Annotated in this window: 21 protein-coding genes and 2 tRNA genes; 7 read left to right on the plus strand and 16 right to left on the minus strand. The window is 72.1% G+C overall.

Annotation, left to right across the window (positions count from 1 at the left end):
- Nucleotides 1-40: 40 nt before the first annotated feature.
- Nucleotides 41-940 (plus strand): phosphoribosylaminoimidazolesuccinocarboxamide synthase, encoded by a 900-nt coding sequence (locus tag F7Q99_RS13395; protein WP_153461438.1) that lies wholly within the window; start codon nt 41-43, stop codon nt 938-940.
- Between the two features lie 26 nt (nt 941-966).
- Here the strand turns inward: F7Q99_RS13395 and F7Q99_RS13400 are convergent, their stop codons facing one another.
- The 7 genes from F7Q99_RS13400 to F7Q99_RS13430 all read right to left on the minus strand — a co-directional run bounded on the left by F7Q99_RS13400 (nt 967) and on the right by F7Q99_RS13430 (nt 5,638).
- Nucleotides 967-1,587, minus strand: a complete 621-nt coding sequence (locus tag F7Q99_RS13400) for a response regulator transcription factor (RefSeq protein WP_153461440.1) — start codon at nt 1,585-1,587, stop codon at nt 967-969.
- 99 nt (nt 1,588-1,686) lie between these two features.
- Nucleotides 1,687-2,913 (minus strand): sensor histidine kinase, encoded by a 1,227-nt coding sequence (locus F7Q99_RS13405; RefSeq protein ID WP_153461442.1) that lies wholly within the window; start codon nt 2,911-2,913, stop codon nt 1,687-1,689.
- A gap of 87 nt (nt 2,914-3,000) precedes the next feature.
- The gene (locus F7Q99_RS13410; protein ID WP_153461444.1) at nt 3,001-3,822 is read right to left on the minus strand and encodes an ABC transporter permease; all 822 of its coding nucleotides are present in this window, start codon (nt 3,820-3,822) and stop codon (nt 3,001-3,003) included.
- Nucleotides 3,819-4,823, minus strand: a complete 1,005-nt coding sequence (locus F7Q99_RS13415) for an ABC transporter ATP-binding protein (protein ID WP_153461446.1) — start codon at nt 4,821-4,823, stop codon at nt 3,819-3,821. Before F7Q99_RS13415 ends, F7Q99_RS13410 begins: the two co-directional genes overlap by 4 nt.
- Nucleotides 4,824-4,978: 155 nt before the next feature.
- Nucleotides 4,979-5,051, minus strand: a tRNA-Gly gene (locus tag F7Q99_RS13420).
- Between the two features lie 39 nt (nt 5,052-5,090).
- Nucleotides 5,091-5,163, minus strand: a tRNA-Gly gene (locus tag F7Q99_RS13425).
- Between the two features lie 157 nt (nt 5,164-5,320).
- Nucleotides 5,321-5,638 carry a histone-like nucleoid-structuring protein Lsr2 gene (locus tag F7Q99_RS13430; RefSeq protein ID WP_030304494.1) on the minus strand — a complete coding sequence of 106 codons (318 nt, stop codon included), beginning with the start codon at nt 5,636-5,638 and terminating at the stop codon, nt 5,321-5,323.
- A gap of 467 nt (nt 5,639-6,105) precedes the next feature.
- Between F7Q99_RS13430 and purS the strand changes: the two genes are divergently transcribed.
- From purS to F7Q99_RS13450, 4 genes are all read left to right on the plus strand, one after another.
- Complete coding sequence (gene purS, locus F7Q99_RS13435) at nt 6,106-6,360, plus strand: phosphoribosylformylglycinamidine synthase subunit PurS (RefSeq protein ID WP_218201110.1); 255 nt, start codon at nt 6,106-6,108, stop codon at nt 6,358-6,360.
- Nucleotides 6,357-7,034 (plus strand): phosphoribosylformylglycinamidine synthase subunit PurQ, encoded by a 678-nt coding sequence (gene purQ / locus F7Q99_RS13440; protein WP_326846622.1) that lies wholly within the window; start codon nt 6,357-6,359, stop codon nt 7,032-7,034. The genes purS and purQ overlap by 4 nt, the downstream gene beginning before the upstream one ends.
- The gene (gene purL / locus F7Q99_RS13445) at nt 7,034-9,289 is read left to right on the plus strand and encodes a phosphoribosylformylglycinamidine synthase subunit PurL (RefSeq protein WP_153461448.1); all 2,256 of its coding nucleotides are present in this window, start codon (nt 7,034-7,036) and stop codon (nt 9,287-9,289) included. The genes purQ and purL overlap by 1 nt, the downstream gene beginning before the upstream one ends.
- A 92-nt stretch (nt 9,290-9,381) precedes the next feature.
- Nucleotides 9,382-10,197 carry a maleylpyruvate isomerase family mycothiol-dependent enzyme gene (locus F7Q99_RS13450; RefSeq protein WP_153461450.1) on the plus strand — a complete coding sequence of 272 codons (816 nt, stop codon included), beginning with the start codon at nt 9,382-9,384 and terminating at the stop codon, nt 10,195-10,197.
- A 92-nt stretch (nt 10,198-10,289) separates the two neighbouring features.
- On the opposite strand, the gene F7Q99_RS13455 is transcribed toward F7Q99_RS13450, so the two are convergent.
- Nucleotides 10,290-11,174 carry a DUF3152 domain-containing protein gene (locus F7Q99_RS13455; protein WP_326846623.1) on the minus strand — a complete coding sequence of 295 codons (885 nt, stop codon included), beginning with the start codon at nt 11,172-11,174 and terminating at the stop codon, nt 10,290-10,292.
- A gap of 118 nt (nt 11,175-11,292) precedes the next feature.
- On the opposite strand from F7Q99_RS13455, the gene F7Q99_RS13460 reads away from it, so the two are divergent.
- Nucleotides 11,293-11,712 (plus strand): DUF3151 domain-containing protein, encoded by a 420-nt coding sequence (locus F7Q99_RS13460; RefSeq protein ID WP_153461452.1) that lies wholly within the window; start codon nt 11,293-11,295, stop codon nt 11,710-11,712.
- Nucleotides 11,713-11,793: 81 nt separating this feature from the next.
- Here the strand turns inward: F7Q99_RS13460 and fbaA are convergent, their stop codons facing one another.
- On the minus strand, nt 11,794-12,816 hold the full coding sequence (gene fbaA, locus F7Q99_RS13465) for a class II fructose-bisphosphate aldolase (RefSeq protein WP_153461454.1): 1,023 nt from the start codon (nt 12,814-12,816) through the stop codon (nt 11,794-11,796).
- Between the two features lie 334 nt (nt 12,817-13,150).
- Here fbaA and F7Q99_RS13470 point away from each other — a divergent pair, with 334 nt between their 5' ends.
- Nucleotides 13,151-13,855, plus strand: coding sequence for a DedA family protein (locus F7Q99_RS13470; protein ID WP_153466144.1), 705 nt, complete (start codon nt 13,151-13,153; stop codon nt 13,853-13,855).
- A gap of 88 nt (nt 13,856-13,943) precedes the next feature.
- On the opposite strand, the gene pyrE is transcribed toward F7Q99_RS13470, so the two are convergent.
- The 7 genes from pyrE to clpB all read right to left on the minus strand — a co-directional run bounded on the left by pyrE (nt 13,944) and on the right by clpB (nt 23,303).
- Nucleotides 13,944-14,480 carry an orotate phosphoribosyltransferase gene (gene pyrE / locus F7Q99_RS13475; protein ID WP_153461456.1) on the minus strand — a complete coding sequence of 179 codons (537 nt, stop codon included), beginning with the start codon at nt 14,478-14,480 and terminating at the stop codon, nt 13,944-13,946.
- Between the two features lie 96 nt (nt 14,481-14,576).
- Nucleotides 14,577-15,545, minus strand: a complete 969-nt coding sequence (locus F7Q99_RS13480; protein WP_153461458.1) for an SRPBCC family protein — start codon at nt 15,543-15,545, stop codon at nt 14,577-14,579.
- Nucleotides 15,546-15,671: 126 nt separating this feature from the next.
- Entirely contained in the window at nt 15,672-17,309 is a 1,638-nt protein-coding gene (locus F7Q99_RS13485) for a polyamine aminopropyltransferase (protein WP_407697779.1), read from the minus strand.
- A 139-nt stretch (nt 17,310-17,448) separates the two neighbouring features.
- Nucleotides 17,449-17,979, minus strand: a complete 531-nt coding sequence (locus tag F7Q99_RS13490; RefSeq protein ID WP_153461460.1) for a DUF2617 family protein — start codon at nt 17,977-17,979, stop codon at nt 17,449-17,451.
- Nucleotides 17,980-18,596: 617 nt separating this feature from the next.
- Entirely contained in the window at nt 18,597-19,757 is a 1,161-nt protein-coding gene (locus F7Q99_RS13495) for a pyridoxal phosphate-dependent aminotransferase (protein ID WP_153461462.1), read from the minus strand.
- A 118-nt stretch (nt 19,758-19,875) separates the two neighbouring features.
- Nucleotides 19,876-20,436 carry a type III secretion system chaperone family protein gene (locus F7Q99_RS13500; protein WP_153461465.1) on the minus strand — a complete coding sequence of 187 codons (561 nt, stop codon included), beginning with the start codon at nt 20,434-20,436 and terminating at the stop codon, nt 19,876-19,878.
- A gap of 245 nt (nt 20,437-20,681) precedes the next feature.
- Nucleotides 20,682-23,303 carry an ATP-dependent chaperone ClpB gene (clpB, locus tag F7Q99_RS13505; protein WP_326846624.1) on the minus strand — a complete coding sequence of 874 codons (2,622 nt, stop codon included), beginning with the start codon at nt 23,301-23,303 and terminating at the stop codon, nt 20,682-20,684.
- Nucleotides 23,304-23,326 lie beyond the last annotated feature (23 nt).

Raw genomic sequence — 23,326 nt, forward strand, 5'->3', positions numbered from 1 at the left:
CGCCCCACGCCCGCGAACGACCCCTGAGGACTGAGACACCTTGAGCGGATTTGTCACCAAGCCCGAGCCGGTCCAGGTACCCGGCCTGGTCCACCTGCACACCGGCAAGGTGCGCGACCTCTACCGCACGGAGTCGGGCGAGCTGGTCATGGTGGCCAGCGACCGGATGTCCGCCCACGACTGGGTGCTGCCGAACGAGATCCCCGACAAGGGCCGCATCCTCACCCAGCTCTCCCTGTGGTGGTTCGACAGGATCGCCGACATCGTGCCCAACCACGTGATCTCCACCGAGATCCCGGCCGGCGCCCCGGCCGACTGGAAGGGCCGCACCCTGATCTGCCGCAGCCTGGACATGATCCCGGTCGAGGCGGTCGCCCGCGGCTACCTGGCCGGCTCCGGTCTGACCGAGTACGACGAGAGCCGCACGGTCTGCGGCATCGCCCTGCCGGAGGGCCTGGAGAACAGCTCCGAACTGCCCGCCCCGATCTACACCCCGGCGCTCAAGGCCGAGGTCGGCGAGCACGACGAGAACGTCCCCTACGAGGAGACGGCCCGCCGGATCGGCGCCGAGCTGGCCGCCCAGCTGCGCCGAACCACCCTGGACATCTACGCCCGGGCCCGGGACATCGCCCGCGACCGCGGCATCATCCTGGCCGACACCAAGTTCGAGTTCGGCCTGCGGGACGGCGAGCTGGTGATCGGCGACGAGGTGCTCACCCCGGACTCCTCCCGCTACTGGCCGGCCGACGAGTGGCAGCCGGGCCGCTCGCAGCCGTCCTTCGACAAGCAGCTGATCCGCGACTGGCTGGTCTCCCCGGCCTCCGGTTGGGACCGCTACAGCGAGGAGCCGCCGCCGGTCCTGCCGGCCGAGGTGGTCGAGCAGACCCGGGCCAAGTACATCGAGGTGTACGAGCGGCTGACCGGCACCAGCTGGGTCTGACGCCCCTCGGAAGCCCGCGGGCCGGCTCAGATCCAGCCGTGCTCGCGGGCGATCCGCACCGCCGCGTGCCGGTTCTCCGCGCCCAGCTTGGTGGCCGCCGAGGAGAGGTAGTTGCGGACGGTGCCCTGGGACAGGCCCGCCCGCCGGGCGATCTCGGCGATCGGGGTGCCGTCGGCGGCCAGCTCCAGGACGTCCGTCTCGCGCGGGGTCAGCGGGGTCTCGCCCGCGCTGATCGCGTCCGCCGCGAGCTCCGGGTCGACGTACCGGCCGCCGGCCCGGACGGTCCGGATGATCCCGGCCAGGTCGGCCGCCGAGACGGTCTTCGGCAGGAAGCCGCGCACCCCGACCTCCAGCGCCCGCTTCAGGTAGCCGGGGCGGCCGTGGCCGGTGACGATCATGCAGCGGCAGTCCGGCAGCAGCAGGCGCAGCTCGGTGGCTACCTCGATGCCGTCCTTTCCGGGCATCTGCAGGTCCAGCACCGCGATGTCCGGGCGGTGCGCCCGCGCCATCGCCAGTGCCTCCGGGCCGGAGCCCGCCTGGGCGACCACGGTGATGTCGTCCTCCAGGGAGAGCAGCGCGGCCAGCGCACCCCGGATCAGGTGCTCGTCGTCGGCGAGCAGGACGCGGACGGGCGCGGTGCCGGTCATCGGCGGGCCTTCCTTCGGTGGCGACGGTTCGGCGACGGTTCGGCGACGGGTCAGCGTTCGGGTTCAGCGTTCGGGTTCAGTGTTCGGGTCAGCGACGGTTCAGAGCGGCACGGCGGCGAGCATCCGGAAGGTGCCCGGCGCGGCCTCCGGGACGGTCAGCTCGCCGTCGTGGGCGGCCAGCCGCTCGCGCAGCCCCCGCAGCCCGGTGCCGCCGCCCTGGGAGGGGAGCGGCACGGCGGGCACCCCGTCATTCTCCAGCTCCAGCACCGCCCGGCCGTCCTCCCGGCGCAGCCGGATCAGGCAGCGGCCGGCCTCGCTGTGCCGCAGCACGTTGGTGGTGGCCTCGCGGATCACCCAGCCGAGCACCGACTGCACCGGGGCCGGCAGTTGGTCGGCGTCCTCGCCGAGGTCGATCTCGCAGGCCACGTCGGCCGAGCGGAGCACCGCGCGGGCGCCGATGGCCTCGGCGTGCAGGTCGGCGGTGCGGTAGCCGCGGATGACGTCCCGGACCTCGCGCTGCGACTCCTGGGCGATCTTCTGCACCTCGGCCATCTGGTCGGCGGCCTCCGGGCGTCCGCGGCGGGCGAGTTGGACGGCGAGCTCGCTCTTGAGCGCGATGGTGGTGAGGTTGCGGCCCATCACGTCGTGCAGGTCGCGGGAGAAGCGCAGCCGCTCCTCGGCGACGGCGAGCCGGGACTGCGCCTCGCGGGCGGCGTCCAGCTCCCAGACGATGGCGGCCACCCAGGCGAGGCTGCGGCAGCTGCCGACGAGGACCGCGAGGCCGATCACCGTCCCGACCAGCATCCCGATCGCGGTGCCGGGTTCGACCCCGGCCAGCAGGATCGCCGGGGCGACCAGCAGCATCAGGCCGAGTCCGCCGAGGCAGGCCCAGCGCAGTGGCAGGCCGACGCTCATCGGGCCGACGGCCGCGCCCAGCATGGCGGAGGCGATGACCGCCGTGAACGGCGGCCCATGGGGATTCGCCGGCCCGCCGCCGGACGGGCCGAGCAGCAGGACCGCCCAGGAACCGGCCACTGTGAGAACGGCGTTGACGATCAGCCAGCGACGGTCGCCGGGGCGCTTCAGGTAGTGGTCGAGCGAGGTGCGGTACGCCCGGAGGGTCACCAGGGTCGAGGCGAGCGAGAGGACCAGGGCGACCTGGACGGCGGTGCCCGAGCTCGGGGGGTTCGACGGGGAGGCGCTGACCAGCAGGTTCACCGGCAACATGAGCAAGGCCATCAGATAGAGCGACCAGCGGAAGTACAGCTCGGCACGCTGCGGCTTGCCGAAGCCCCTCCACCGGCGGATAGGCCCCCGGACACCCATCGACTTGCTCCCCACCCGATCACGATGCTGTCGCTGCCTTCATATCAGAGGTGGAACGGGGCTTGTCCTGCGGATTCCGTCGAGTCGTCAGCGGCGCGGCTCCCAGCGGAAGTAGCGCACGGCGCCCCAGACCGCGAGGCCCAGCCAGACGGCGCCGGTGACGAGGTGCGGGGCGGCGGTGGACCAGGTGCCGGCGAAGCCGGTGGCCGCGGCCGAGCCGTCGGTGCCGGTCCAGCCGAGGTGGATCAGCTGGAAGCCCGGGGTGGTGGGCAGCATCCGGCAGAAGTCGGCCAGCCGGTCGGGCATGACCTCCAGCGGAATGAACAGGCCGGAGCCGAACTGGGAGATCAGCAGGATCGGGAGGGTGGTGATGCCGGCGGTCTCGACGGTCTTGGTGAAGGCGCTGGAGAGGGCGGCCAGCGCGATCAGGGTGCCGATGCTCAGGAGCAGACCGGCGGCCAGCAGCAGGGGGTTCACCGGAGTGCTGAGGTCCAGGACGACGGCGCCGCCGACGGCGACCACGGCGGTCATCAACAGGGCGAGGCTCACCGAAGGCACCGCCGTGCCGGCTAGGATCTCGACGTCCCCGGCCTCACCGGTGCGCAGCCGCTTGAGCACCAGCTGGTTGCGACGGCCGACGTACGCGGCGGTCAGGTTGTAGTAGACGACGAACGCCAGGATCCCGCCGATGGTGCCGATGATCAGCAGCGAGTCGACGTCCAGGCCGGGGTGGGACTCGGCCTGCTGCTTGAGCATGTTGCGCCGCCCGGCGAGCATCAGGAGGGGCAGCAGCAGGGCGGTGAACAGGGCCGTGCGGTTGCGCAGCAGGAGGGTGGTCTCCGCCCGGCCGAGGGCGGTCAGGCGGCGGACGGCGGTGCTCTGCGGGCCGGTGGCGGTGGGGACGGTCATCGGGCGGATCCGATCAGGCGGCGGCGGGCGGCGGGAGCGGCGGGGGTCTCGGGCTCGGGCCGGTGGGCGGCCTCGGAGGCGATGGCGAGGAAGGCCTCCTCCAGCGAGGCGCTGCGGGCGTCCAGTGCGCCGAGCGCGATGCCGTGGTGGTGGGCCCAGCCGAGCAGGTCGAAGAGGGTGCTCTGGAGGCCGGTGGTCTGCACGGTGACCTTGCGGCCTTCGACGGTGAGCTCGGCCCCGGCCAGCGGCGGGAGCGAGGCCCCGGTGAACTCGGGCAGCTCGAAGGTGATCCGGGAGGGCCGGCCGGCGATCACCTCGGCGACCGTCCCGGTGGTGACGACCTGGCCGCCGTGCATGATGGCCAGCCGGTCGGCCAGCTCCTCGGCCTCCTCCAGGTAGTGCGTGGTGAGCAGCACCGTGGTGCCCTGGGCCCGCAGTTCGCGGACCAGCCGCCAGACGGCGGCGCGGGCCTCCGGGTCGAGGCCGGTGCTGGGCTCGTCCAGGAAGAGCACCTCGGGGCGGCCGAGCAGGGCCATCGCGAGGTCGAGCCGGCGGCGCTCGCCGCCGGACAGCTGCTTGACCCGGACGCCCCGGCGGTGGCCGAGGCCGACCAGCTCCAGCGCCTCCTCCACCGGGCGGGCGCCGCTGGTCATCCCGGACCAGCTGCGGCCGGTCTCGGCGACGGTGAGGTCGCCGGGGAAGCCGCCCTCCTGGAGCATGATGCCGATCCGCGGGCGGACGGCGGCGCGCTCCCGGTACGGGTCGTGGCCGAGCACCCGGACGGTGCCGCCGCTGGGCGCGGCCAGGCCCTCGATGAGCTCCAGGGTGGAGGTCTTGCCGGCCCCGTTGGTGCCGAGCAGGGCGAACAGCTCGCCGCGGCCGACGGCCAGGTCGACGCCGCGGACGGCGTGGTAGCCGGCGGTGCCGGTGCCGTAGCGGCGGTGCAGGTCGGTGACCTCGATCACGTGCCCGGAGGGGGCCGGGGGCTGGCGCGTTTCCATGGCTCCAGCCTTCCGCCGCCCCGGCCGCGCGGTCAGTGCGCGCCGTCATGAGAAGGGGATGCGGATCCACGGGTCGGCGATGACAAATGTCATGGGTGGAGTCCGGTACGGAAATGCCGAAGGGCCCCCTCGATCGAGGGGGCCCTTCGTTTCTGAGCGGACGACGAGATTCGAACTCGCGACCCTCACCTTGGCAAGGTGATGCTCTACCAACTGAGCCACGTCCGCAGGTCAAACTATTGATTTGTGCTGTGCTCGCGCACTGCGAGCGGACGACGAGATTCGAACTCGCGACCCTCACCTTGGCAAGGTGATGCTCTACCAACTGAGCCACGTCCGCACGGTGCCTGGTGGGGCACCGGCCGCCTCTTCGGATCTCTCCGTTGCGGCGACGAGGAATACTCTACAGCATCGTTCGGGGTGGTCGCCCCACCCTTTCGGACGGGCAGGGCGACCGCGGGACCTCCGGCCGTGGGCCGGCCGTGCCCCCGAGGAGGTCAGTTCGCCTCGGCGAACGCCTCGTACACGTGCTTGGGGATGCGGCCGCGGGCCGGCAGCTCCATTCCGCGCGACTGGGCCCAGGCGCGGACCGCGGCCGGGTCCGGGGTGAGCGCGGTGCGGCGGAAGGACTTTCCGGTGCGGCTCTGACGGCGGCCGGCCGCGACGAACGGAGCGAGGGCCTCCCGCAGCTTTTCCGCGTTGTCCACGGACAGGTCGATCTCGTACGACTTCCCGTCGACGCCGAAGTGGACGGTTTCCGCGGCGGCGCCGCCGTCCAGGTCGTCGGAGAGCGTGACAACTACACGCTGAGCCATGGGTGTCAATCCTCTCGGGCAATTCGGCCGCGGGTGCGCGGGGTGCGCGCCGGGGCCCGTTGTGCACCACTCGCGCAAGCGCATACGGGCAGGCCTGGTGGCCCGCCGGATACGCAGCACTTGCCGCGACAGGTGGCCCTATTCTGCACCCGAAGCTGGTCGAAATCGAAGAGTTCGGCTTTCTTTTCCGGATATTCACGAATCTCCGTCGGACTACCGGATACCTGCGCGCGGGACGGGCGGTTCTGTCCCGGAGTGCCGTATTCGGGTGTTCTTCGGGGGCTCTCCGAGCGGGCCGCCCAATCCGCCGAAATGGGGCGCCCGGCGAGGGGGTCCGCGGGCCCGGATCCCTTGCGGCGTAAGGGTCTCAGGTCTACGCGCGTCGCTCTCCCCGGCCAGCAATCCCGCCCGAAACCCCCGGTAGTCTGGAGTTCCCCCGCCTCACGAAGACACCACCGGGAGTGCCAGTGGCACGCGTCGTAGTCGACGTCATGCTCAAGCCGGAGATCCTCGACCCCCAGGGACAGGCGGTGCAGCGCGCACTGCCCCGTCTCGGATTCACCGGGATCGCCGACGTCCGCCAGGGCAAGCGTTTCGAGCTGGAGCTGGAGGGCCCGGTCGACGACGCCGCGCTCGCCCGTATCCGCGAAGCCGCCGAGACCTTTCTCGCCAACACCGTGATCGAGGACTTCACCGTCCGGGTCGAGGAGGAGGCGAAGTGACCACCCGCGTAGGCGTCGTCACTTTCCCCGGTTCCCTCGACGACCGCGACGCGCAGCGCGCGGTCCGCCTCGCCGGCGCCGAGCCGGTCGCCCTCTGGCACCGTGACAAGGATCTCCACCAGGTCGACGCCGTCGTCCTGCCGGGCGGATTCAGTTACGGCGACTATCTGCGCTGCGGGGCGATCTCCCGCTTCTCGCCGGTCATGGACACCATCATCGAGCAGGCGAAGCTGGGAATGCCGGTGCTCGGTATCTGCAACGGCTTCCAGGTGCTGTGCGAATCGCACCTGCTGCCCGGCGCGCTCACCCGCAACGACTCGCTGCACTTCGTCTGCCGCGACCAGAAGCTGCGGATCGAGAACGCCGGCACCGCGTGGACCCGGGATTACTCGGCGGGCCAGGAAATCGTCGTTCCGCTGAAGAACGGCGAGGGCCGCTTCGTCGCCGACGAGCACGTCCTGGACGAGCTGGAGGCGGAGGGCCGGGTGATCGCCCGTTACCTCGACGTCAACCCGAACGGTTCGTACCGCGACATCGCCGGCATCACCAACGCCGCCGGCAACGTCGTCGGCCTGATGCCGCACCCGGAGCACGCGGTGGAGCCGCTCACCGGTCCGACCACCGAGGGCCTGGGCTTCTTCACTTCCGTCCTGAAGCAGCTGGTGAACGCCTGATGAGCCTCGACACCGTCAAGAACGCCGAGCAGACCCCGGACGCGGCCCAGCCGTGGGCCGAACTCGGCCTCAAGGAGGACGAGTACGCGCGCATCCGGGAGATTCTCGGCCGCCGCCCGACCGGGGCGGAACTCGCGATGTACTCGGTCATGTGGTCGGAGCACTGTTCGTACAAGAGCTCCAAGGTCCACCTCAAGCAGTTCGGCGAGAAGAAGCCCGATTCCAGTGCGATGCTCGTCGGCATCGGCGAGAACGCCGGCGTCGTCGACGTCGGCCAGGGCTACGCGGTCACCTTCAAGGTCGAGTCGCACAACCACCCGTCGTACATCGAGCCCTACCAGGGCGCGGCCACCGGCATCGGCGGCATCGTCCGCGACATCCTCGCGATGGGCGCCCGCCCAGTCGCCGTCATGGACCCGCTGCGGTTCGGCGCGGCCGACCACCCGGACACCCGGCGCGTGCTGCCCGGGATCGTCGCGGGCATCGGCGGCTACGGCAACTGCCTGGGCCTGCCGAACATCGGCGGCGAGGTCGTCTTCGACTCCTGCTACCAGGGCAACCCGCTGGTCAACGCGCTGTGCGTGGGCGTCATGAAGCACGAGGACATCCACCTCGCGCAGGCCTCCGGCGCCGGCAACAAGGTCATCCTGTACGGCGCCCGCACCGGTGGCGACGGCATCGGCGGCGTCTCGGTGCTCGCCTCCGAGACCTTCGACGACACCAAGCCGGCCAAGCGCCCGGCCGTCCAGGTCGGCGACCCGTTCCAGGAGAAGCTGCTCATCGAGTGCACCCTGGAGATCTTCGGCGAGAAGCTCGTCAAGGGCATCCAGGACCTCGGCGGCGCCGGCCTGTCCTGCGCCACCAGCGAGCTGGCCTCGGCCGGCTCCGGCGGCATGCGGATCGAGCTGGACACCGTGCCGCTGCGCGACCACACGCTCTCGCCGGAGGAGATCCTCATGAGCGAGTCGCAGGAGCGCATGTGCGCCATCGTCGAGCCCGACAAGGTCGACCGCTTCCTGGAGATCTGCGAGAAGTGGGACGTCATCGCCACCGTCATCGGTGAGGTGACCGACGGCGAGCGCCTGGAGATCTTCTGGCACGGCGAGCTCGTCGTGGACGTGCCGCCGCGCACCGTCGCCCACGAGGGCCCGACCTACCAGCGCCCGTACGCCCGCCCGAGCTGGCAGGACGCGCTGCAGGCCGACGCCCCCACCGGCGAGCGGCTGGCCCGCCCCACCACCGGCGAGGGCCTGAAGGCCGACCTGCTGAAGATCGCCGGCCACCCGAACCAGGCCTCCAAGTCCTGGATCACCGACCAGTACGACCGCTACGTGCTCGGCAACACCGTGCTCTCGGTCGGCGAGGACTCGGGCATGATCCGGATCGACGAGGAGACCGACCTCGGCGTCTCGGTCGCCACCGACGGCAACGGCCGCTTCACCAAGCTGGACCCGTACACCGGCGCCCAGCTGGCCCTCGCCGAGGCGTACCGCAACGTCGCGGCCGGCGGCGCCCGCCCGCTCGCGGTCTCCGACTGCCTCAACTTCGGCTCCCCCGAGGACCCGGACGTGATGTGGCAGTTCGCCGAGGCCACCCGCGGTCTGGCCGACGCCTGCCAGGTGCTCGGCACCCCGGTCACCGGCGGCAACGTCTCGCTGTACAACCAGACCGGCGAGGTCGCCATCCACCCGACCCCCGTGGTCGCGGTGCTCGGCGTCATCGACGACGTCACCCGGCGCACCCCGGTCGCCTTCGCCGAGGAGGGGCAGCTGCTCTACCTGCTCGGTGACACCGCGGACGAGCTCGGCGGCTCGGCCTGGTCGCAGGCGGTCCACGACCACCTCGGCGGTCTGCCGCCCAAGGTCGACCTGGAGCGCGAGCGGCTGCTCGGCGACATCCTGATCGCCGCCTCGCGCGACGGCATGATCGACGCCGCGCACGACCTCTCCGACGGCGGCCTCGGCCAGGCGCTCGTGGAGAGCTGCCTCAAGGGCGGCCGCGGTGCGCGGATCATCGTGCCCGAGGGCATGGACCCGTTCGTGTTCCTGTTCTCCGAGTCGGCCGGCCGCGCCGTCGTGGCGGTGCCGCGCAGCGAGGAGCTCCGGTTCAACGACATGTGCACCGCGCGTGGCCTGCCGGCCACCCGGATCGGTGTCGTGGACGGCGACAGCATCGACGTCCAGGGGCAGTTCAGCGTCACGCTGGCCGAGCTGAAGGACGCCCACACCGGCGTCATCGAGGCCCTGCTGGGCTGACGTTCGCGCTCTGAGAGGCGGACGGTTCTCGGTGGACCGTCCGCCTCTCGGCGTTTGTCGGGGGCGTTTGTCGGGGGCGTATGTTGGGGACCATGCCTCCCAAGTCCCGTACGTACCAGCCGCAGAAGCTCCGCGCCGCTCTCGCGGCTCAGAACGAGGCGCTGCGCGCGGTCGTGCACCGGCTGACGGCGCCGGACCTGGACCGGCCGACCCGGCTCGGCTCCTGGCGGGTGCGGGAGCTGCTGGCCCACCTGGGCCTGGCGCTGGGCCACCTGCCGGCCACGCTGGACAAGGCCGAACCGGACGGGCCGCCGCTCTCGCTGGCCCGCTACGCGGAGCTGAGCAGGACGCTGGCCGAGGCGGTCGACACCGCGGTGACCGAGCACGCGGCGACCGGATTCGCGGGCCCGCCCGAGGAGGTGGCCGCCGCGTTCGACCGGCCGCTCGACGCCGTGCGGGCCGTGCTCGACGGCACGGTCGCGCTGGAGCCGGAGCGGCGGGTCGACGTGCTGGGCGGCCGGCCGATGGTCCTGACCGACTACCTGGTGACCCGCCTGGTGGAGGCCGTCGTGCACGCCGACGACCTCGCCGACGCCCTCGGCGTCGACGGCTTCCCGCACGACCGCCAGGCCCTCGCCGCCGTCACCCGGATGCTCGCCGACGCCCTCGCCGCCCGGGCCCCCGGAGGGGCGGTCGAGCTGCGGATCCCGCCGTACGCCGTCGTGCAGGCCGTCGAGGGCCCCCGGCACACCCGCGGCACCCCGCCCAACGTGGTCGAGACCGACCCGCTGACCTGGATCCGCCTCGCCACCGGCCGCACCGCGTGGACCGCGGCGGTGGACGCCGCCGCGGTGTCGGCCTCGGGCGAACGCAGCGACCTGAGCGCGTACTTGCCGGTGCTCGGCTGATCCGCCCTGTGCCGGGGTTGCTTCAGCTGGGCGGCCAGGGCTTCGGCGGACGAGGTCGCCCTCTTCCCTGCGCGGGTCTCAACTCCGTTCCGCTACGGGACGGATGGCCCGCCCAGGTACGTCCCGTCCGCCGAGTACGGCCAGGCGTTGGGGGTGCAGCCCTTGAGGCCGTAGATCTGCTGCATCATGGCCGGCGCCGGCTTGCCCGGGCCGGGGCAGGTCTCGTGGCCGTGGCCGATCCGGTGGCCGACCTCGTGGTTGACGATCAGCGCCCGGTACTCGTCCAGCGGGCCGTCGAACTGCGGCGAACCGGTGTTCCAGCGCTTGGAGTTGACGATCACCTGGCTGCCGACGTCGCAGTTCACCTCGCCGTGGGTGTCCAGGCCGGCGGTGGCGCAGAGCCGGTCCGCGGTGGCGGGCGAGGCGATCTTCACGGTGAAGTCGTACGGGCCGCTCGCGACCAGCTGGAAGCCGTTCCTGTGGTCGCTGGTCCAGCCCCGCCGGTCGCCGAGGATGCCGTGGATCTGGGTGGCGGCGGCCGTTGGGTCGATCCCGATGCCGTCCTCGACCTCGACCCGGTAGCGTCGGATGTTCCCCTTGCCGACCGCCTGGGCGGCGGCGGGGGCCACGGTGAACGTCCCGTCGCCCTTGGCGGGGCCGGAGTCGGGCGTCGTGGGGGTGGGGGTGGGTGTGGCCGTCGGGGTGGGCGTGGGTGTCGGGGTGGGCGTGGGTGTCGGGGTGGCCGTCGGCGTCGGAGCGGGGGCGCTCAGCTCGGCCGACGGCACGACCCGGGCCTGCGTCGTCGGGCCGGAGGCGGGCGCGGCGGAGTGGCGGTCCATCAGCGTGACGACCGCCGTGGACAGGACGGCCACCGAGGCGACGAGCGCCACGAGGAACGCGGGGCCTATGCGTCGGCGCGGCGCACGGCGGCGGCCGGCGCGGGCACGTCGGCGCGGGGCAGTTCGGGCTGCGGGCACCTCGACACCCTGACATGGAGAACGGGTGAATGTCTACATACCCGGTATGCAACTTCCCGCCCGGTCCGATCATCCGATGGCGGTTGACCCCTGCGGCTCGGGTGGCAGACTGCACTCCATGGCGACTCACAGGAATCTTCTCGACGGCCCCGAACCGACCCTCCTGCCGGAGGAGGAGCAGCCCTACAAGATGCTGGCCGAGGAATCGGCCTCGCCGACCCAGGTCGCGGCCGACTATCCGGCGTTCTGCCTGGCCTGGGCCATGCTCGCCGACGATGCCTACGCGGCCGGCCGCTACGTCGAGTCGTACGCCTACGCCCGCACCGGCTACCACCGCGGCCTCGACGCGCTGCGCCGCAACGGCTGGAAGGGCCACGGGCCGGTGCCGTGGGAGCACCGCGGCAACCGCGGCTTCCTGCGCTGCCTCGCGGCGCTCGCCCGCGCGGCCGGCGCGATCAAGGAGACCGAGGAGGAGGCCCGCTGCTGGCAGTTCCTGAAGGACAGCAGCGAGGAGGCGTACGCCGAACTCAAGCAGTAGCGGCAGCCCGGCAGCGACAGACGCGTGTGCCCCCCGGTGGACGACCACCGGGGGGCACACGCGCTCACGCGGCTGGCGCGCTCACTTCAGGCGGTTGCCCGCCGAGCGCAGCTGCTGGGCGGCCTCGAGCACACGGGCGGCCATGCTCGCCTCGGCCAGCTTGCCCCAGGTGCGCGGGTCGTAAGTGTTCTTCTTGCCGACCTCGCCGTCGACCTTCAGCACACCGTCGTAGTTGCGGAACATGTGGTCCGCGACCGGGCGGGTGAAGGCGTACTGGGTGTCGGTGTCCAGGTTCATCTTCACGACGCCGTTCTCCAGCGCGGTGGCGATCTCCTCCGCGGTCGAGCCCGAACCGCCGTGGAAGACGAAGTCGAACGGGTCGGTCTTGCCATACTGCTTGCCGATCGCGTCCTGCAGCTCGCGCAGCAGCTCCGGCTTCAGCACGACGTTGCCCGGCTTGTACACGCCGTGCACGTTGCCGAACGAGGCGGCCAGCAGGTAGCGCCCCTTCTCGCCCAGGCCCAGCGCCTCGGCGGTGCGCACGGCGTCGTTGACGGTGGTGTACAGCTCGTCGTTGATCTCGTGCGTGACGCCGTCCTCCTCGCCGCCGGTCGGGGTGATCTCGACCTCAAGGATGATCTTGGCGGCGGCGGCCTGGGCCAGCAGCTCCTGGGCGATCTCCAGGTTGTCCGCCAGGGTCTCGGCCGAGCCGTCCCACATGTGCGACTGGAACAGCGGGTTCTCGCCCCGGGCCACGCGCTCGGCGGAGATCGCCAGCAGCGGGCGGACGTAGCCGTCCAGCTTGTCCTTCGGGCAGTGGTCGGTGTGCAGGGCGACGGTGATGTCGTACTTGGCGGCCACGACGTGGGCGAACTCGGCCAGCGCCACGGCGCCGGTCACCATGTCCCTCTTGTGCTGGCCGCCCAGGAACTCCGCGCCACCGGTCGAGATCTGGATGATGCCGTCGCTCTCGGCCTCGGCGAACCCGCGCAGCGCGGCGTGCAGGGTCTGCGACGAGGTGACGTTGATGGCCGGGTAGGCGAACTTGCCCGCCTTGGCCCGGTCGAGCATCTCGTTGTAGACCTCGGGAGTTGCGATGGGCATGCGATCCGCTCCTGTCGGGTTGGGGCGTACGGACGGTGTGGTCCGACGCTGTGTACGCCTTCGTGACGACTCCGGGGTACCGGCCGCCGATGCGCGGCTCTGCGGTCCGGCTGGTCCGGTACCAAGGTTCGAGGCGACCACCGCGGTACGTCAACGAGGGTGTTTTGCGACCGCGGACCGGAAGCCTGTGCCATCTTCCCAGACAAGTGCGCGCAGGTCAGCAGGAGCCCGCCTGTCGGAACGCCGCCCCACGGGGCCGGCAGCACGACGTGGACGGCCCCCCGGCGGGCAGTCGCCGTGAAGATGCGCCCGCTATCCTGCGCCCGTGGACTCTATGCAGCTGGCCGTCAACCTGCTCGACGCCAAACAACTGATCTCGTCCGTCGGCGCCATCGGGCTGATCGCGATCATCTTCGCGGAGACCGGCCTGCTGGTCGGGTTCTTCTTCCCGGGCGACTCCCTGCTGATCATCGGCGGTGTCGCCGCCTCCGACGCCGCCTCGTCGGTCCTCGGTGACGGCGCCAAGCTGCCGATCGCGGCCCTGCTCGTCGGCGCCCCGCTGGCGGCGATCGCCGGGGCCCAGCTCGGGCACCTGATCGGGGCGAAGATCGGGCCCAGGATGTTCGACAAGCCCGACTCGAAGATCTTCCGCCGCGAGTACGTGGTGAAGGCGGAGGAGTACTTCGCCAAGTTCGGACCCGGCAAGGCCGTCGTGCTGGCCCGCTTCATGCCGATCATCCGCACCTTCCTCAACCCGGTCGCCGGCACCCTGGAGATGCCGGCCCGCACGTTCTTCCTGTGGAACGTCGTCGGCGGTGTGCTGTGGACCGAGTCCATGCTGCTGATCGGCTACTTCTTCGGTGACGCGCTCGCCCCGGTGATCGACAAGTACCTGATCCCGGCGGTGCTGCTGATCGTCCTGCTGTCGATCTCGCCGATCCTCATCGAGGTCGTGCGCGAGCGCAAGAAGAAGGCGGGCGGCGACGAGGCGATGGGCGATGCCGTGCAGACCGGCGGCGGGCGCCACCGGCGGAGCTGAGCGTCAGAGGGCAAAGCAGAGCGGGCCTGGTCCTGTTTCACGTGAAACAGGACCAGGCCCGCGGTCGTACTCGGGGGCGTTCCGGGGCTCAGAGGCCCAGGTCGGCGGCGGTGTAGGCGGTCACGTACTCCAGGCCCTGGGCCTCGACCGTGGCGGCGCCGCCACGCTCGACGATCACCGCGACACCGACCACCTCGGCACCCGCCTCGCGCAGCGCCTCGACCGCGGTCAGCACCGAGCCGCCGGTGGTGGAGGTGTCCTCGACCGCCAGCACCCGGCGGCCCTTCACGTCCGGGCCCTCGATCCGGCGCTGCAGGCCGTGCGCCTTGCCCGCCTTGCGCACCACGAAGGCGTCCAGCCGCCGGCCGCGCGCGGCGGCCGCGTGCAGCATCGAGGTGGCCACCGGGTCGGCGCCCAGGGTCAGCCCGCCGACGGCGTCGTACTCCAGGTGCGAGGTCGCGTCCAGCATCACCCGGCCGACCAGCGGGGCGGCCTCGCCGTCCAGCGTGATCCGGCGCAGGTCGACGTAGTAGTCGGCCTCCTTGCCGGAGGAGAGGGTGACCTTGCCGTGCACGACGGCCTTGTCCTTGATCTGTGCCAGCAGGGCGTCGCGGTCGTTGCTCATGAGCGTCCAGTCTAGGGCCCGTCTTCAACCTCCCGCCTGCCGGGCGAACGACGGGAGTTTTAAGACGGGCCCAGGCCCTGACGCCCGGCGTTCCGGCTAGCGGCGGCGCAGCACCCTGGCCAGCACCACGGCCCCGCCCAGCAGGGCCACACCGCCGCCGATCACCCACGGCATCGCACTGCGGCCCCCCGGGCCCGGCACCACGATCCCGCCGGCCTCGCCGCCCCAGCGGGACGCCGCACGGGCGCGGGCGCTGCGGGCCGGCAGGGCGGGCGCGTAGCGGCCGCGCGGCGGGGCGTGGTCCACCTCCTCGGCGGAACGGCCGACGATGCTGCGGCGCACCGGGCCGCTCAGCACAGGCTCGTCCTCGTACTCGAACGGCAGCTCGGCGGGGAGCTCCTCGGCCACGGCGTCCTCGTGCTCGTCGTCGCCGCCGGTGGGCAGGCCGAAGCGCTCGGCGTCGGCGTCGGAGAAGGCGATGAGGTCGGAGAGGTCGTCGTCGAGGTCGTCGCCGGGCTGATCCTGGCGCTCCTCGATGAACAGGACGCTCGCCTCGGCCTCCTCCGCGGTCTCCTCGTCCGCCGCCTCCTCTTCCGCGGCGTCCGCGGCGTCCGCGTCGTCGTCGGGGGAGACGAGGGCGGCGGCGAAACGGTCCAGCAGGCGGCGGCCGGTGGCGGTGAGGGTGTCCTCGTCGAAGTCGGTGAGCCGACCGGTGGCGCTCAGGTCGCCGGTGAAGCGGATGACGGCGGTGCCGTCCTCGGCGCCGTCCGCGACACTCACCCGGACGGTGGCCGTCGCCTCACCGCTGCCGCGGGCCTCCTGCCCCTCGGCGAGCACGGTCAGCACGCCCTCACGGCCCTCGATCAGCGACAGCACGCCCTTGTAGGTGATGGTGGAGCCGCCGATCCGCACCCGCAGCCGGCCCCCGATCTCCTCGGCCGGGCTCGTGCCGACGGCCGCCGGCTCGGTGCTCAGGCCCGGCACACTCCGGGCCAGCAGAGCCGGATCCTGCAAGGCCTGCCGCAGCAGCTCGGCGGGCATCGGGACGACAACGTCATGCTCCATGGCACGGAGCCTACCGACCGAACCCCGCCTGGTCCCTACCGCCGCCCACCCGGCTTTCCGCCCGGCCCCGCGCACGCCACGGAGGTGCACACCGAGCGCGGCTTCCGGCCTGTGCCGGACGGGAGTTCAGCGGGGGCCCAGGAGGGTGAAGGCGGCCGGGGAGCGGGCGGGGCGAAGGGCGGTGAGCTGCGTGGAGGTGGTGCGGAGGGTGTCGGGGGTGAGGGCGCGCGGTGGCGGGGCGTCGGGGGCGAGGGCGAGCGCGGGCTGTTCGGCGGAGGCGAGCAGGAAGTGCTGGGCGGCGCCGGGCGCGCCGGGGCGGCAGCTCGCGGTGGCGCCGCCCTGTACGGCGTAGGGGACGGTCCGCAGGCCTGTCGCGCGGAGGCCGGATTCGACCGGCCAGAGGCTGGTCAGGTCGCCGCCGGCCCGGACGGCGATCCGGCCGCCGGGGGAGAGCAGCCGGGCGGTGAGGCCGTAGAACTCCTGGGAGTGGTACTTCACCGGCCCGCCGTCGGCGGGTGCGGGCAGGTCGGCGAGGACGACGTCGTAGGCGCGGTCGGCGGTGGTGTCGCGCCGTAGCCACTCCATGGGGTCGGCAACTGTGGTCCGGACCCGGGGGTCGTCGAGGGAGCGTCCGGTGAGGGCGGCCAGGCCCGGGTCGGTGCGGGCGAGCCGGGTGAGTTCGGGGTCGGTGTCGACGATCCGCACCGAGCGGACCCCGCCGTGCCGGAGGACCTCCCGCAGGGCGAGCCCGTCGCCGCCGCCGAGCAGCAGGACGCGGGCGTCGGGGCCGGCGGCCATCGCGGGGTGGACGAGGGCTTCGCTGCCGCGGTACTCGTCGGGCCCGCAGACGGCGAGCCGTCCGTCGAGGTAGAGCCGGAGGGGGCCGTCGACGGGGCCGGCGAGCACGATCTCCTGGTGGCGGCTGCGGGTGGCGTCGCGGATGTCGGCGCCGTACAGGGCGCGCCGGGCGGCGCGTTCGATGGCGTCGGAGCCGGCGGCGGCGCCGGCGAGGACGGCGAGGACGAGTCCGCAGCCGGCCCAGAGCAGCAGTCGTATCCGGGGAGCGGGTTCCTCGCGGAACAGCCAGAGCACGACGGCGGCTCCGGCGACGGCGTTGACGGCACCGGTGACGAGCGCGCCGGTGCCGGGGCCGAGGCCGGGCAGGATGAGGAAGGGGAAGGCGAGGCCGCCGATCAGCGCGCCCACGTAGTCGGCGGCGAACAGGTCGGCCGCGGCCCGGCCGGCCTCCTCGCGGCGGATCCGCTGGATGAGGGTCATCAGGAGCGGGATCTCGGCGCCGATGAGGATGCCGATGAGGCAGGTGAGGCCGACGATGGCGGCCTGGTAGCGGCCGATCCAGGCCCAGCAGGAGTAGAGCACGAGGACGGAGAGCCCGCCGGTGAGGGCGAGGGCGCACTCGACGAGGGCGAAGGCGGTGGCGGGGTGGCGGGTGAGGCGTTTGGCGAGCAGTGAGCCGAGGCCCATGGCGAACACCATGACGGAGAGCACGACGGAGGTCAGGGTGACCGTGTCCCCGAGGAGGTAGTCGCCGAGTGCGACGAGTTCGAGCTCGTAGACGAGTCCGCAGGCCGCGCAGACGAACGCGGCCAGGAGGACGGTGAGGCGGGCCAGCCGGGGGTGGGAGCGCAGGGGGCACGGACGGCGGGCGGGCAGCGGGGCGGGTTTCCGTCCGGATCCGGGTGGGCTGTCGTCGTCGAGGTCCACGGTCGAGTGCGTGGGCGGACCGGCTGGATGATTGATCACGGACAAACGCTAGGCGACGTTCGGGACGGATAGCTGCACCCATGCGACGGACAGTGCGGGATGCCTGGTTGACGGATCGTTCCTGCGTGCGATTCAGCGGCTATGGGGGGTTCTTCGCTCCCTCCGTGGCCGGTGCCGTTCATGCCTGCGGCACCACCAGCGACGAGCGGGTGCAGACCAGCTGACCCTCCTGCGGATAGGCGTGCCAGGTGCGCCAGAGCAGCCGGTCCGCGCTGCCCTGGGTGACCAGCGCGGTGAACGCGCTGGGGTCGCCCGGGAAGACCCCGGCGAGGCCGCGCGGGTGCCCCTCGACCAGCGCGAGCAGTTCCTGGGCGCGGGCCGCGAAGTCGTGCGGCGGCAGCACCTCGATCCGGGCCGCGAACTCGTACTCCCAGCCGCCCACCTGCTTGGCCACCCTTGCGGGCAGCGGGGTGCGGCTGCCGGGCAGGCAGGCGACGGTCTCCAGGCACTGGCCCGGGCCGGCGGCGATGACCACCTGGTGGGACGCGCCGAGCAGCCGCAGCTGGAGGGTGCCGGACGTGCCGGGGCGGCCCGTGCCGTCGAGTCTCAGGTCTCGGACCGCGAGAGCGGGCAACGGTTCGCCGCCCAGGCGCCAGGCCAGGTCGCCGGCCCGGGTGTCCGTGTAAGAGGTCTGCAGTGTGGTGAGCATGCTCGGCTCCGCGTTTCAGCTCCATGCGCGCCCGCCGAGCAGCATCGAGGCCTGGGCGCGATGGCAAGGCTCTTCGTGGCTGTGCGGCGCTGGGCGCGGCCGGCCGTGGAAGGAAGGATTCCGGCTGGAGATTCAGCAGCAGAGAAGCATGAATACGCCGGGTCCGCCGAGGAATTACCCAACTTTGTCAAGCATTCACCGGTTCGAGCTCACCGGCTTCCCGGCTCTGATCGATCCGGTGTGCGAGTCTGCACAGCGTGCGCTCCTTGCGCCGGGTCGTGTGCCGTGCGCGCTGGTTGTGCGCCGATCGCGCATTCGGGCTTTGCCGCCGGTCGAGCCGGGGGTCCCCCGCGGGCAGCGGGGCGTGCCGGGAAGGCAGAGATGATTGCCTATCTGGCATCAACGACCCTTGTGCAGAAGAAGAGTTGACGAATGGTCAGAGTCAATGTCGGGCCATCATTGCTCCTGTGTGAGGGGCATGATGTGCAGGGTCAACGCTCTCGGGTCGATCGGGGGTTCGGTGAACACCCGTCCGAGCAGCAACGGCGCCTCCCCGTCCCCGAGGCCGGGTCGATGCTGCACGCCGCCCGCCCGGCGGGCCCGGGGCACCTCGTGGTTCAGCGGCGCCGAAGCCGTGACACCGCCTCGGCGAGAACCTCGTCCTTCTTGCAGAAGGTGAATCGGACGAGGCTCCGGCCGGCGTCGGCGTCGTCGTAGAAGACGGCGTTGGGGATCGCGACGACGCCGCAGCGCTCGGGCAGGGCGCGGCAGAACTCGATGCCGTCCGTCTCGCCCAACGGGGTGATGTCGGTGGTGATGAAGTACGTGCCCTCGGGGTTGAAGACCCGGAAGCCGGCGGCGGAGAGCCCGTCGGCGAGCAGGTCGCGCTTGCGCAGCAGGTCTTCCCGGAAGGTGTCGAAGTAGGTGCCGGGGAGCCGGAGCGCCTCGGCGACGGCGTACTGGAACGGCCCGGCGCTGACGTAGGTCAGGTACTGCTTGGCGGTGCGGACGGCCGAGACGAGGGCCGGGCTCGCCGTCACCCAGCCGACCTTCCAGCCGGTGAAGGAGAAGGTCTTGCCGGCCGAGGAGATGGCGACGGTCCGCTCGCGCATGCCGGGCAGGGCGGCGATGGGGTGGTGGGCGGCGCCGAAGACCAGGTGCTCGTAGACCTCGTCGGTGATCACCAGCAGGTCGTGCTCGACCGCGAGGCCGGCGATCGTGGTGAGTTCGTCGGCGGTGAGCACGGTGCCGGTCGGGTTGTGCGGGGTATTGATCAGCAGCAGCCGGGTGCGCGGGGTGATCAGCGTCCGGAGCTCGTCGAGGTCGGGGCGGAAGTCCGGGGCGCGCAGGGTCAGCGGGACGCGGGTGGCGCCGGCCATGGCGATGCAGGCGGCGTAGGAGTCGTAGAAGGGTTCGAGGGCGATCACCTCGTCGCCGGGCTCCAGCAGGGCGAGCAGGGCGGCGGCGATGGCCTCGGTGGCGCCGGCGGTGACCAGGACCTCGGTGTCCGGGTCGTACGCGAGGCCGTAGAAGCGCTGCTGGTGCTCGGCGACGGCCTGCCGCAGCTCGGGGATGCCGGGGCCGGGCGGGTACTGGTTGCCGCGGCTCTCGCGCAGCGCGCGGACGGCGGCCTCGCGGACCTCCTCGGGCCCGTCGGTGTCGGGGAAGCCCTGGCCGAGGTTGATCGAGCCGGTGGCGGTCGCGAGGGCGGACATCTCGGCGAAGATCGTCGTCCCCATGCCCGCCAGCCTGCGGTTCAGCAGCGGCCTCGTACCCATCAGCGGCTCCTCACGGCTCGTCGTGCGCCCATCCTGGGGGCAGGCGGGGGCCCGGGACAAGGACGGCCCGCCACCGGGTCGTGCCGGTGGCGGGCCGTCGTGGTGCTCAGGGGCGGGATCAGGCCTCGTCGGTGCCCTCGGCGTCCTCGCCGTCGCCTTCCTCGCCCTCGATGTCGTTCTGCAGACCGAGGCGCTCGATGATCCACTGCTCGAAGCCGACCGCGGCCTGGGTCCAGTTGGCGGTGGTGGTGACGAAGTAGTCCAGGTTGACGCCGGTGCCGACGATCATCTGCGCCTCGCCGATCAGGCGGACCACGCCGTCCTCGTGGGTGTGGGTGTAGACCTTGGGCCAGAGGGTCTCGCGGTTCCACTCGTCGATCAGGTCGAGGATCTCGCCCTTCTTCTCCAGCGGGTACGCGCGGTCGTAGAAGGCGCGCACCGCGAAGAGCTCCTTCTGCTCGCCGCGGAACATGTAGTAGACGCGGAAGCCCTCCCAGGGGGCGGTGAGGTCGCCCTCCTCGTCCACGACGTGCTTGAGCTGCATCTGGTCGAGCAGCTGGGTCACCAGGTTCTGGTCCGGGACGACGATCGGCGGCGGGCCGGCCGGCCGCCCCTGGCCGCCGGGCTGGCCGCCCTGCGGGGCGCCGAACGACGGGATGGACGACGGGTCGATGCTCATGGGGGGTCCTCTTCCTCAGTGCACGTGGTGGCCGGCAATGAGAGGCCGCCCTTCCACCTCCCATCCTGCCCTATTCGGGCCCCGCCTCACAGGGGTACCGGCCGCCGGCGGATCTTCGTTCCGGACCTCGGGTGCCGGTCTTCCGGACCGCGGGTACGGGTCGGCGGCGACGGAATATCCACAGGTGGCGGGCGCTGTGCGGGCCACCCCCTCCGGTGAGGGAGCGGCCCGTGGCCGGCCGCCGGCTACTTCTCCAGCGGCCCGCGTCCGCGGACGGTGAGGCGGTCGTTCTCCTCGTCGCGTTCGACCAGAACGGTGTCCCCGTCGTGCACCTGGCCGGAGAGGATCGCCCGGGCCAGCTGGTCCCCGATCGCGGACTGCACCAGCCGCCGCAGCGGGCGGGCGCCGTACGCCGGGTCGTACCCGGTGAGCGCCAGCCAGTCGCGTGCGGCCTCGGAGACCTGGAGGGTGAGCCGCCGCTCGCGCAGCCGCTCGGCCAGCCGGGCCACCTGGAGGTCGACGATCCGGCTCAGCTCGCTGGTGCCCAGCGGGTCGAAGACCACGATGTCGTCCAGCCGGTTGAGGAACTCCGGCTTGAACGCGGCCCGGACGGACTCCAGCACCAGCTCCTTCTTCTTCTCCTCCGCGGTGGCCGGGTCGACGAGGCTCGGTTCATTGAATGCGTGAGAGCCCAGGTTGGAGGTGAGGATCAGGATCGTGTTGCGGAAGTCCACCGTGCGGCCCTGGCCGTCGGTGAGCCTGCCGTCGTCCAGCACCTGGAGCAGCACGTCGAAGACCTCCGGGTGGGCCTTCTCCACCTCGTCCAGCAGCACCACGCTGTACGGGCGGCGGCGGACCGCCTCGGTGAGCTGGCCGCCCTCCTCGTAGCCGACGTACCCGGGCGGGGCGCCGACCAGGCGGGAGACCGAGTGCTTCTCGCCGTACTCGCTCATGTCGATCCGGACCATCGCCCGCTCGTCGTCGAACAGGAAGTCGGCCAGGGCCTTGGCGAGTTCGGTCTTGCCGACGCCGGTCGGGCCGAGGAACAGGAACGAACCGGTCGGGCGGTCCGGGTCGGCGATACCGGAGCGGGTGCGGCGCACCGCGTCCGAGACGGCCTGCACGGCCTGCGCCTGGCCGATCAGGCGCTTGCCCAACTCCTCCTCCATGCGCAGGAGTTTGGCGCTCTCGCCCTCCAACAGGCGGCCGGCCGGGATGCCCGTCCAGGAGGCGACCACGTCGGCCACGTCGTCCGGGCCGACCTCCTCCTTGACCATCGAGGCGGAGGCGTCTTGGTCGGCCGCGCGCTCCTGGGCGTCGGTGAGCTCCTTCTCGGCGGCCGGGATCTCGGCGTACATCAGCTTGGACGCGCGCTCGAAGTCCCCGTCGCGCTGGGCGCGTTCGAGGGCGCCGTGCAGGTCGTCCAGGCGCTCCTTGAGCTCGCCGACCCGGTTGAGGCTCTTCTTCTCCTGCTCCCAGCGTGCCGTCAGCGCGCTCAACTGCTCGTGCCGGTCGGCGAGATCGCGCCGGAGCCGGGACAGCCGGTCGACGGAGGCCGGGTCGGGCTCCTTCTCCAGGGCCAGTTCCTCCATCCGCAACCGGTCGACGGAGCGCTGGAGTTCGTCGATCTCGACCGGGGAGGAGTCGATCTCCATCCGGAGCCGGGAGGCCGCCTCGTCGACCAGGTCGATCGCCTTGTCGGGCAGGTAGCGGGAGGTGATGTAGCGGTGGGACAGGGTGGCTGCGGCGACCAGCGCGGCGTCCGCGATCTGCACCTTGTGGTGCGCCTCGTACCGGCCCTTGAGGCCGCGCAGGATGGCGATCGAGTCCTCCACGCTGGGCTCGTCGACGAGCACCTGCTGGAAGCGGCGCTCCAGCGCCGGGTCCTTCTCGATCCGCTCGCGGTACTCGTCCAGGGTGGTGGCGCCGACCATCCGCAGCTCGCCGCGGGCCAGCATCGGCTTGAGCATGTTGCCGGCGTCCATCGCGGAGTCGCCGCCGGCGCCCGCGCCGACCATGGTGTGCAGCTCGTCGATGAACGTGACGATTTGGCCGTTGCTCTGCTTGATGTCGTTGAGGACGGCCTTCAGCCGTTCCTCGAACTCGCCCCGGTACTTGGCGCCCGCGACCATCGCGCCGAGGTCCAGCGCGACCAGCCGCTTGCCGCGCAGCGACTCCGGCACGTCGCCGGCGACGATGCGCTGGGCCAGGCCCTCGACCACGGCGGTCTTGCCGACACCGGGCTCGCCGATCAGCACCGGGTTGTTCTTCGTCCGGCGGGAGAGCACCTGGACGACCCGGCGGATCTCCTGGTCACGGCCGATCACCGGGTCGAGCTTTCCGTCCCGGGCGGCCTGGGTCAGGTCGGTGCCGTACTTCTCCAGTGCCTTGTAGGTGCCCTCCGGGTCGGGCGAGGTGACCCGGCTGCTGCCGCGCACGTCCTTGAACGCGGCCAGCAGCGCCTTGGGCGTCGCGCCCTGGCGCACCAGAAGCTCGGCGACCGGCCCGCCCTCGGCGGCCAGGCCGACCGTCAGGTGCTCGGTGGAGACGTACTGGTCGTCCAGGTCGTCGGCGCGCCTGCCGGCCTCGGTGAGCACCGCGAGGGTGTCCCGGGCGAGCTGCGGCGCGGCGACGGTGGAGCCGCTCGCGCTGGGCAGCGCGGTGAGCTGGCGGCGGGCCTCGGCGTCGATCCGGGCGACGTCCGCGCCGACCGCCTCCAGCAGCGGCCTGGTGATGCCCTCGGGCTGCTCCAGCAGGGCGATCAGGATGTGCACCGGCTTGACGTCCGGGTTCCCGGCCGCGCCGGCCTGCCGGATCGCGGCGGACAGGGCGTCCTGCGTCTTGGTGGTGAACTTGCTGGCGTCCACTGCTGGGGGGCCTCCCTCGTCGT

Origin of the sequence: Streptomyces kaniharaensis, from assembly GCF_009569385.1 — a bacterium.
Lineage (GTDB): Bacteria > Actinomycetota > Actinomycetes > Streptomycetales > Streptomycetaceae > Kitasatospora > Kitasatospora kaniharaensis.

Excerpts from the sequence above, each read along its gene's own strand:
- F7Q99_RS13400 (WP_153461440.1), bottom strand. The coding sequence starts at position 1,587 with ATGACCGGCACCGCGCCCGTCCGCGTCCTGCTCGCCGACGACGAGCAC.
- F7Q99_RS13480 (WP_153461458.1), bottom strand. The coding sequence starts at position 15,545 with ATGGAGCATGACGTTGTCGTCCCGATGCCCGCCGAGCTGCTGCGGCAG.
- F7Q99_RS13415 (WP_153461446.1), bottom strand. The coding sequence starts at position 4,823 with ATGGAAACGCGCCAGCCCCCGGCCCCCTCCGGGCACGTGATCGAGGTC.
- F7Q99_RS13405 (WP_153461442.1), bottom strand. The coding sequence starts at position 2,913 with ATGGGTGTCCGGGGGCCTATCCGCCGGTGGAGGGGCTTCGGCAAGCCG.
- F7Q99_RS13470 (WP_153466144.1), top strand. The coding sequence starts at position 13,151 with ATGCAGCTGGCCGTCAACCTGCTCGACGCCAAACAACTGATCTCGTCC.
- F7Q99_RS13430 (WP_030304494.1), bottom strand. The coding sequence starts at position 5,638 with ATGGCTCAGCGTGTAGTTGTCACGCTCTCCGACGACCTGGACGGCGGC.
- purL (WP_153461448.1), top strand. The coding sequence starts at position 7,034 with ATGAGCCTCGACACCGTCAAGAACGCCGAGCAGACCCCGGACGCGGCC.
- F7Q99_RS13460 (WP_153461452.1), top strand. The coding sequence starts at position 11,293 with ATGGCGACTCACAGGAATCTTCTCGACGGCCCCGAACCGACCCTCCTG.
- F7Q99_RS13495 (WP_153461462.1), bottom strand. The coding sequence starts at position 19,757 with ATGGGTACGAGGCCGCTGCTGAACCGCAGGCTGGCGGGCATGGGGACG.
- pyrE (WP_153461456.1), bottom strand. The coding sequence starts at position 14,480 with ATGAGCAACGACCGCGACGCCCTGCTGGCACAGATCAAGGACAAGGCC.
- fbaA (WP_153461454.1), bottom strand. The coding sequence starts at position 12,816 with ATGCCCATCGCAACTCCCGAGGTCTACAACGAGATGCTCGACCGGGCC.
- F7Q99_RS13500 (WP_153461465.1), bottom strand. The coding sequence starts at position 20,436 with ATGAGCATCGACCCGTCGTCCATCCCGTCGTTCGGCGCCCCGCAGGGC.
- F7Q99_RS13450 (WP_153461450.1), top strand. The coding sequence starts at position 9,382 with ATGCCTCCCAAGTCCCGTACGTACCAGCCGCAGAAGCTCCGCGCCGCT.
- F7Q99_RS13490 (WP_153461460.1), bottom strand. The coding sequence starts at position 17,979 with ATGCTCACCACACTGCAGACCTCTTACACGGACACCCGGGCCGGCGAC.
- F7Q99_RS13410 (WP_153461444.1), bottom strand. The coding sequence starts at position 3,822 with ATGACCGTCCCCACCGCCACCGGCCCGCAGAGCACCGCCGTCCGCCGC.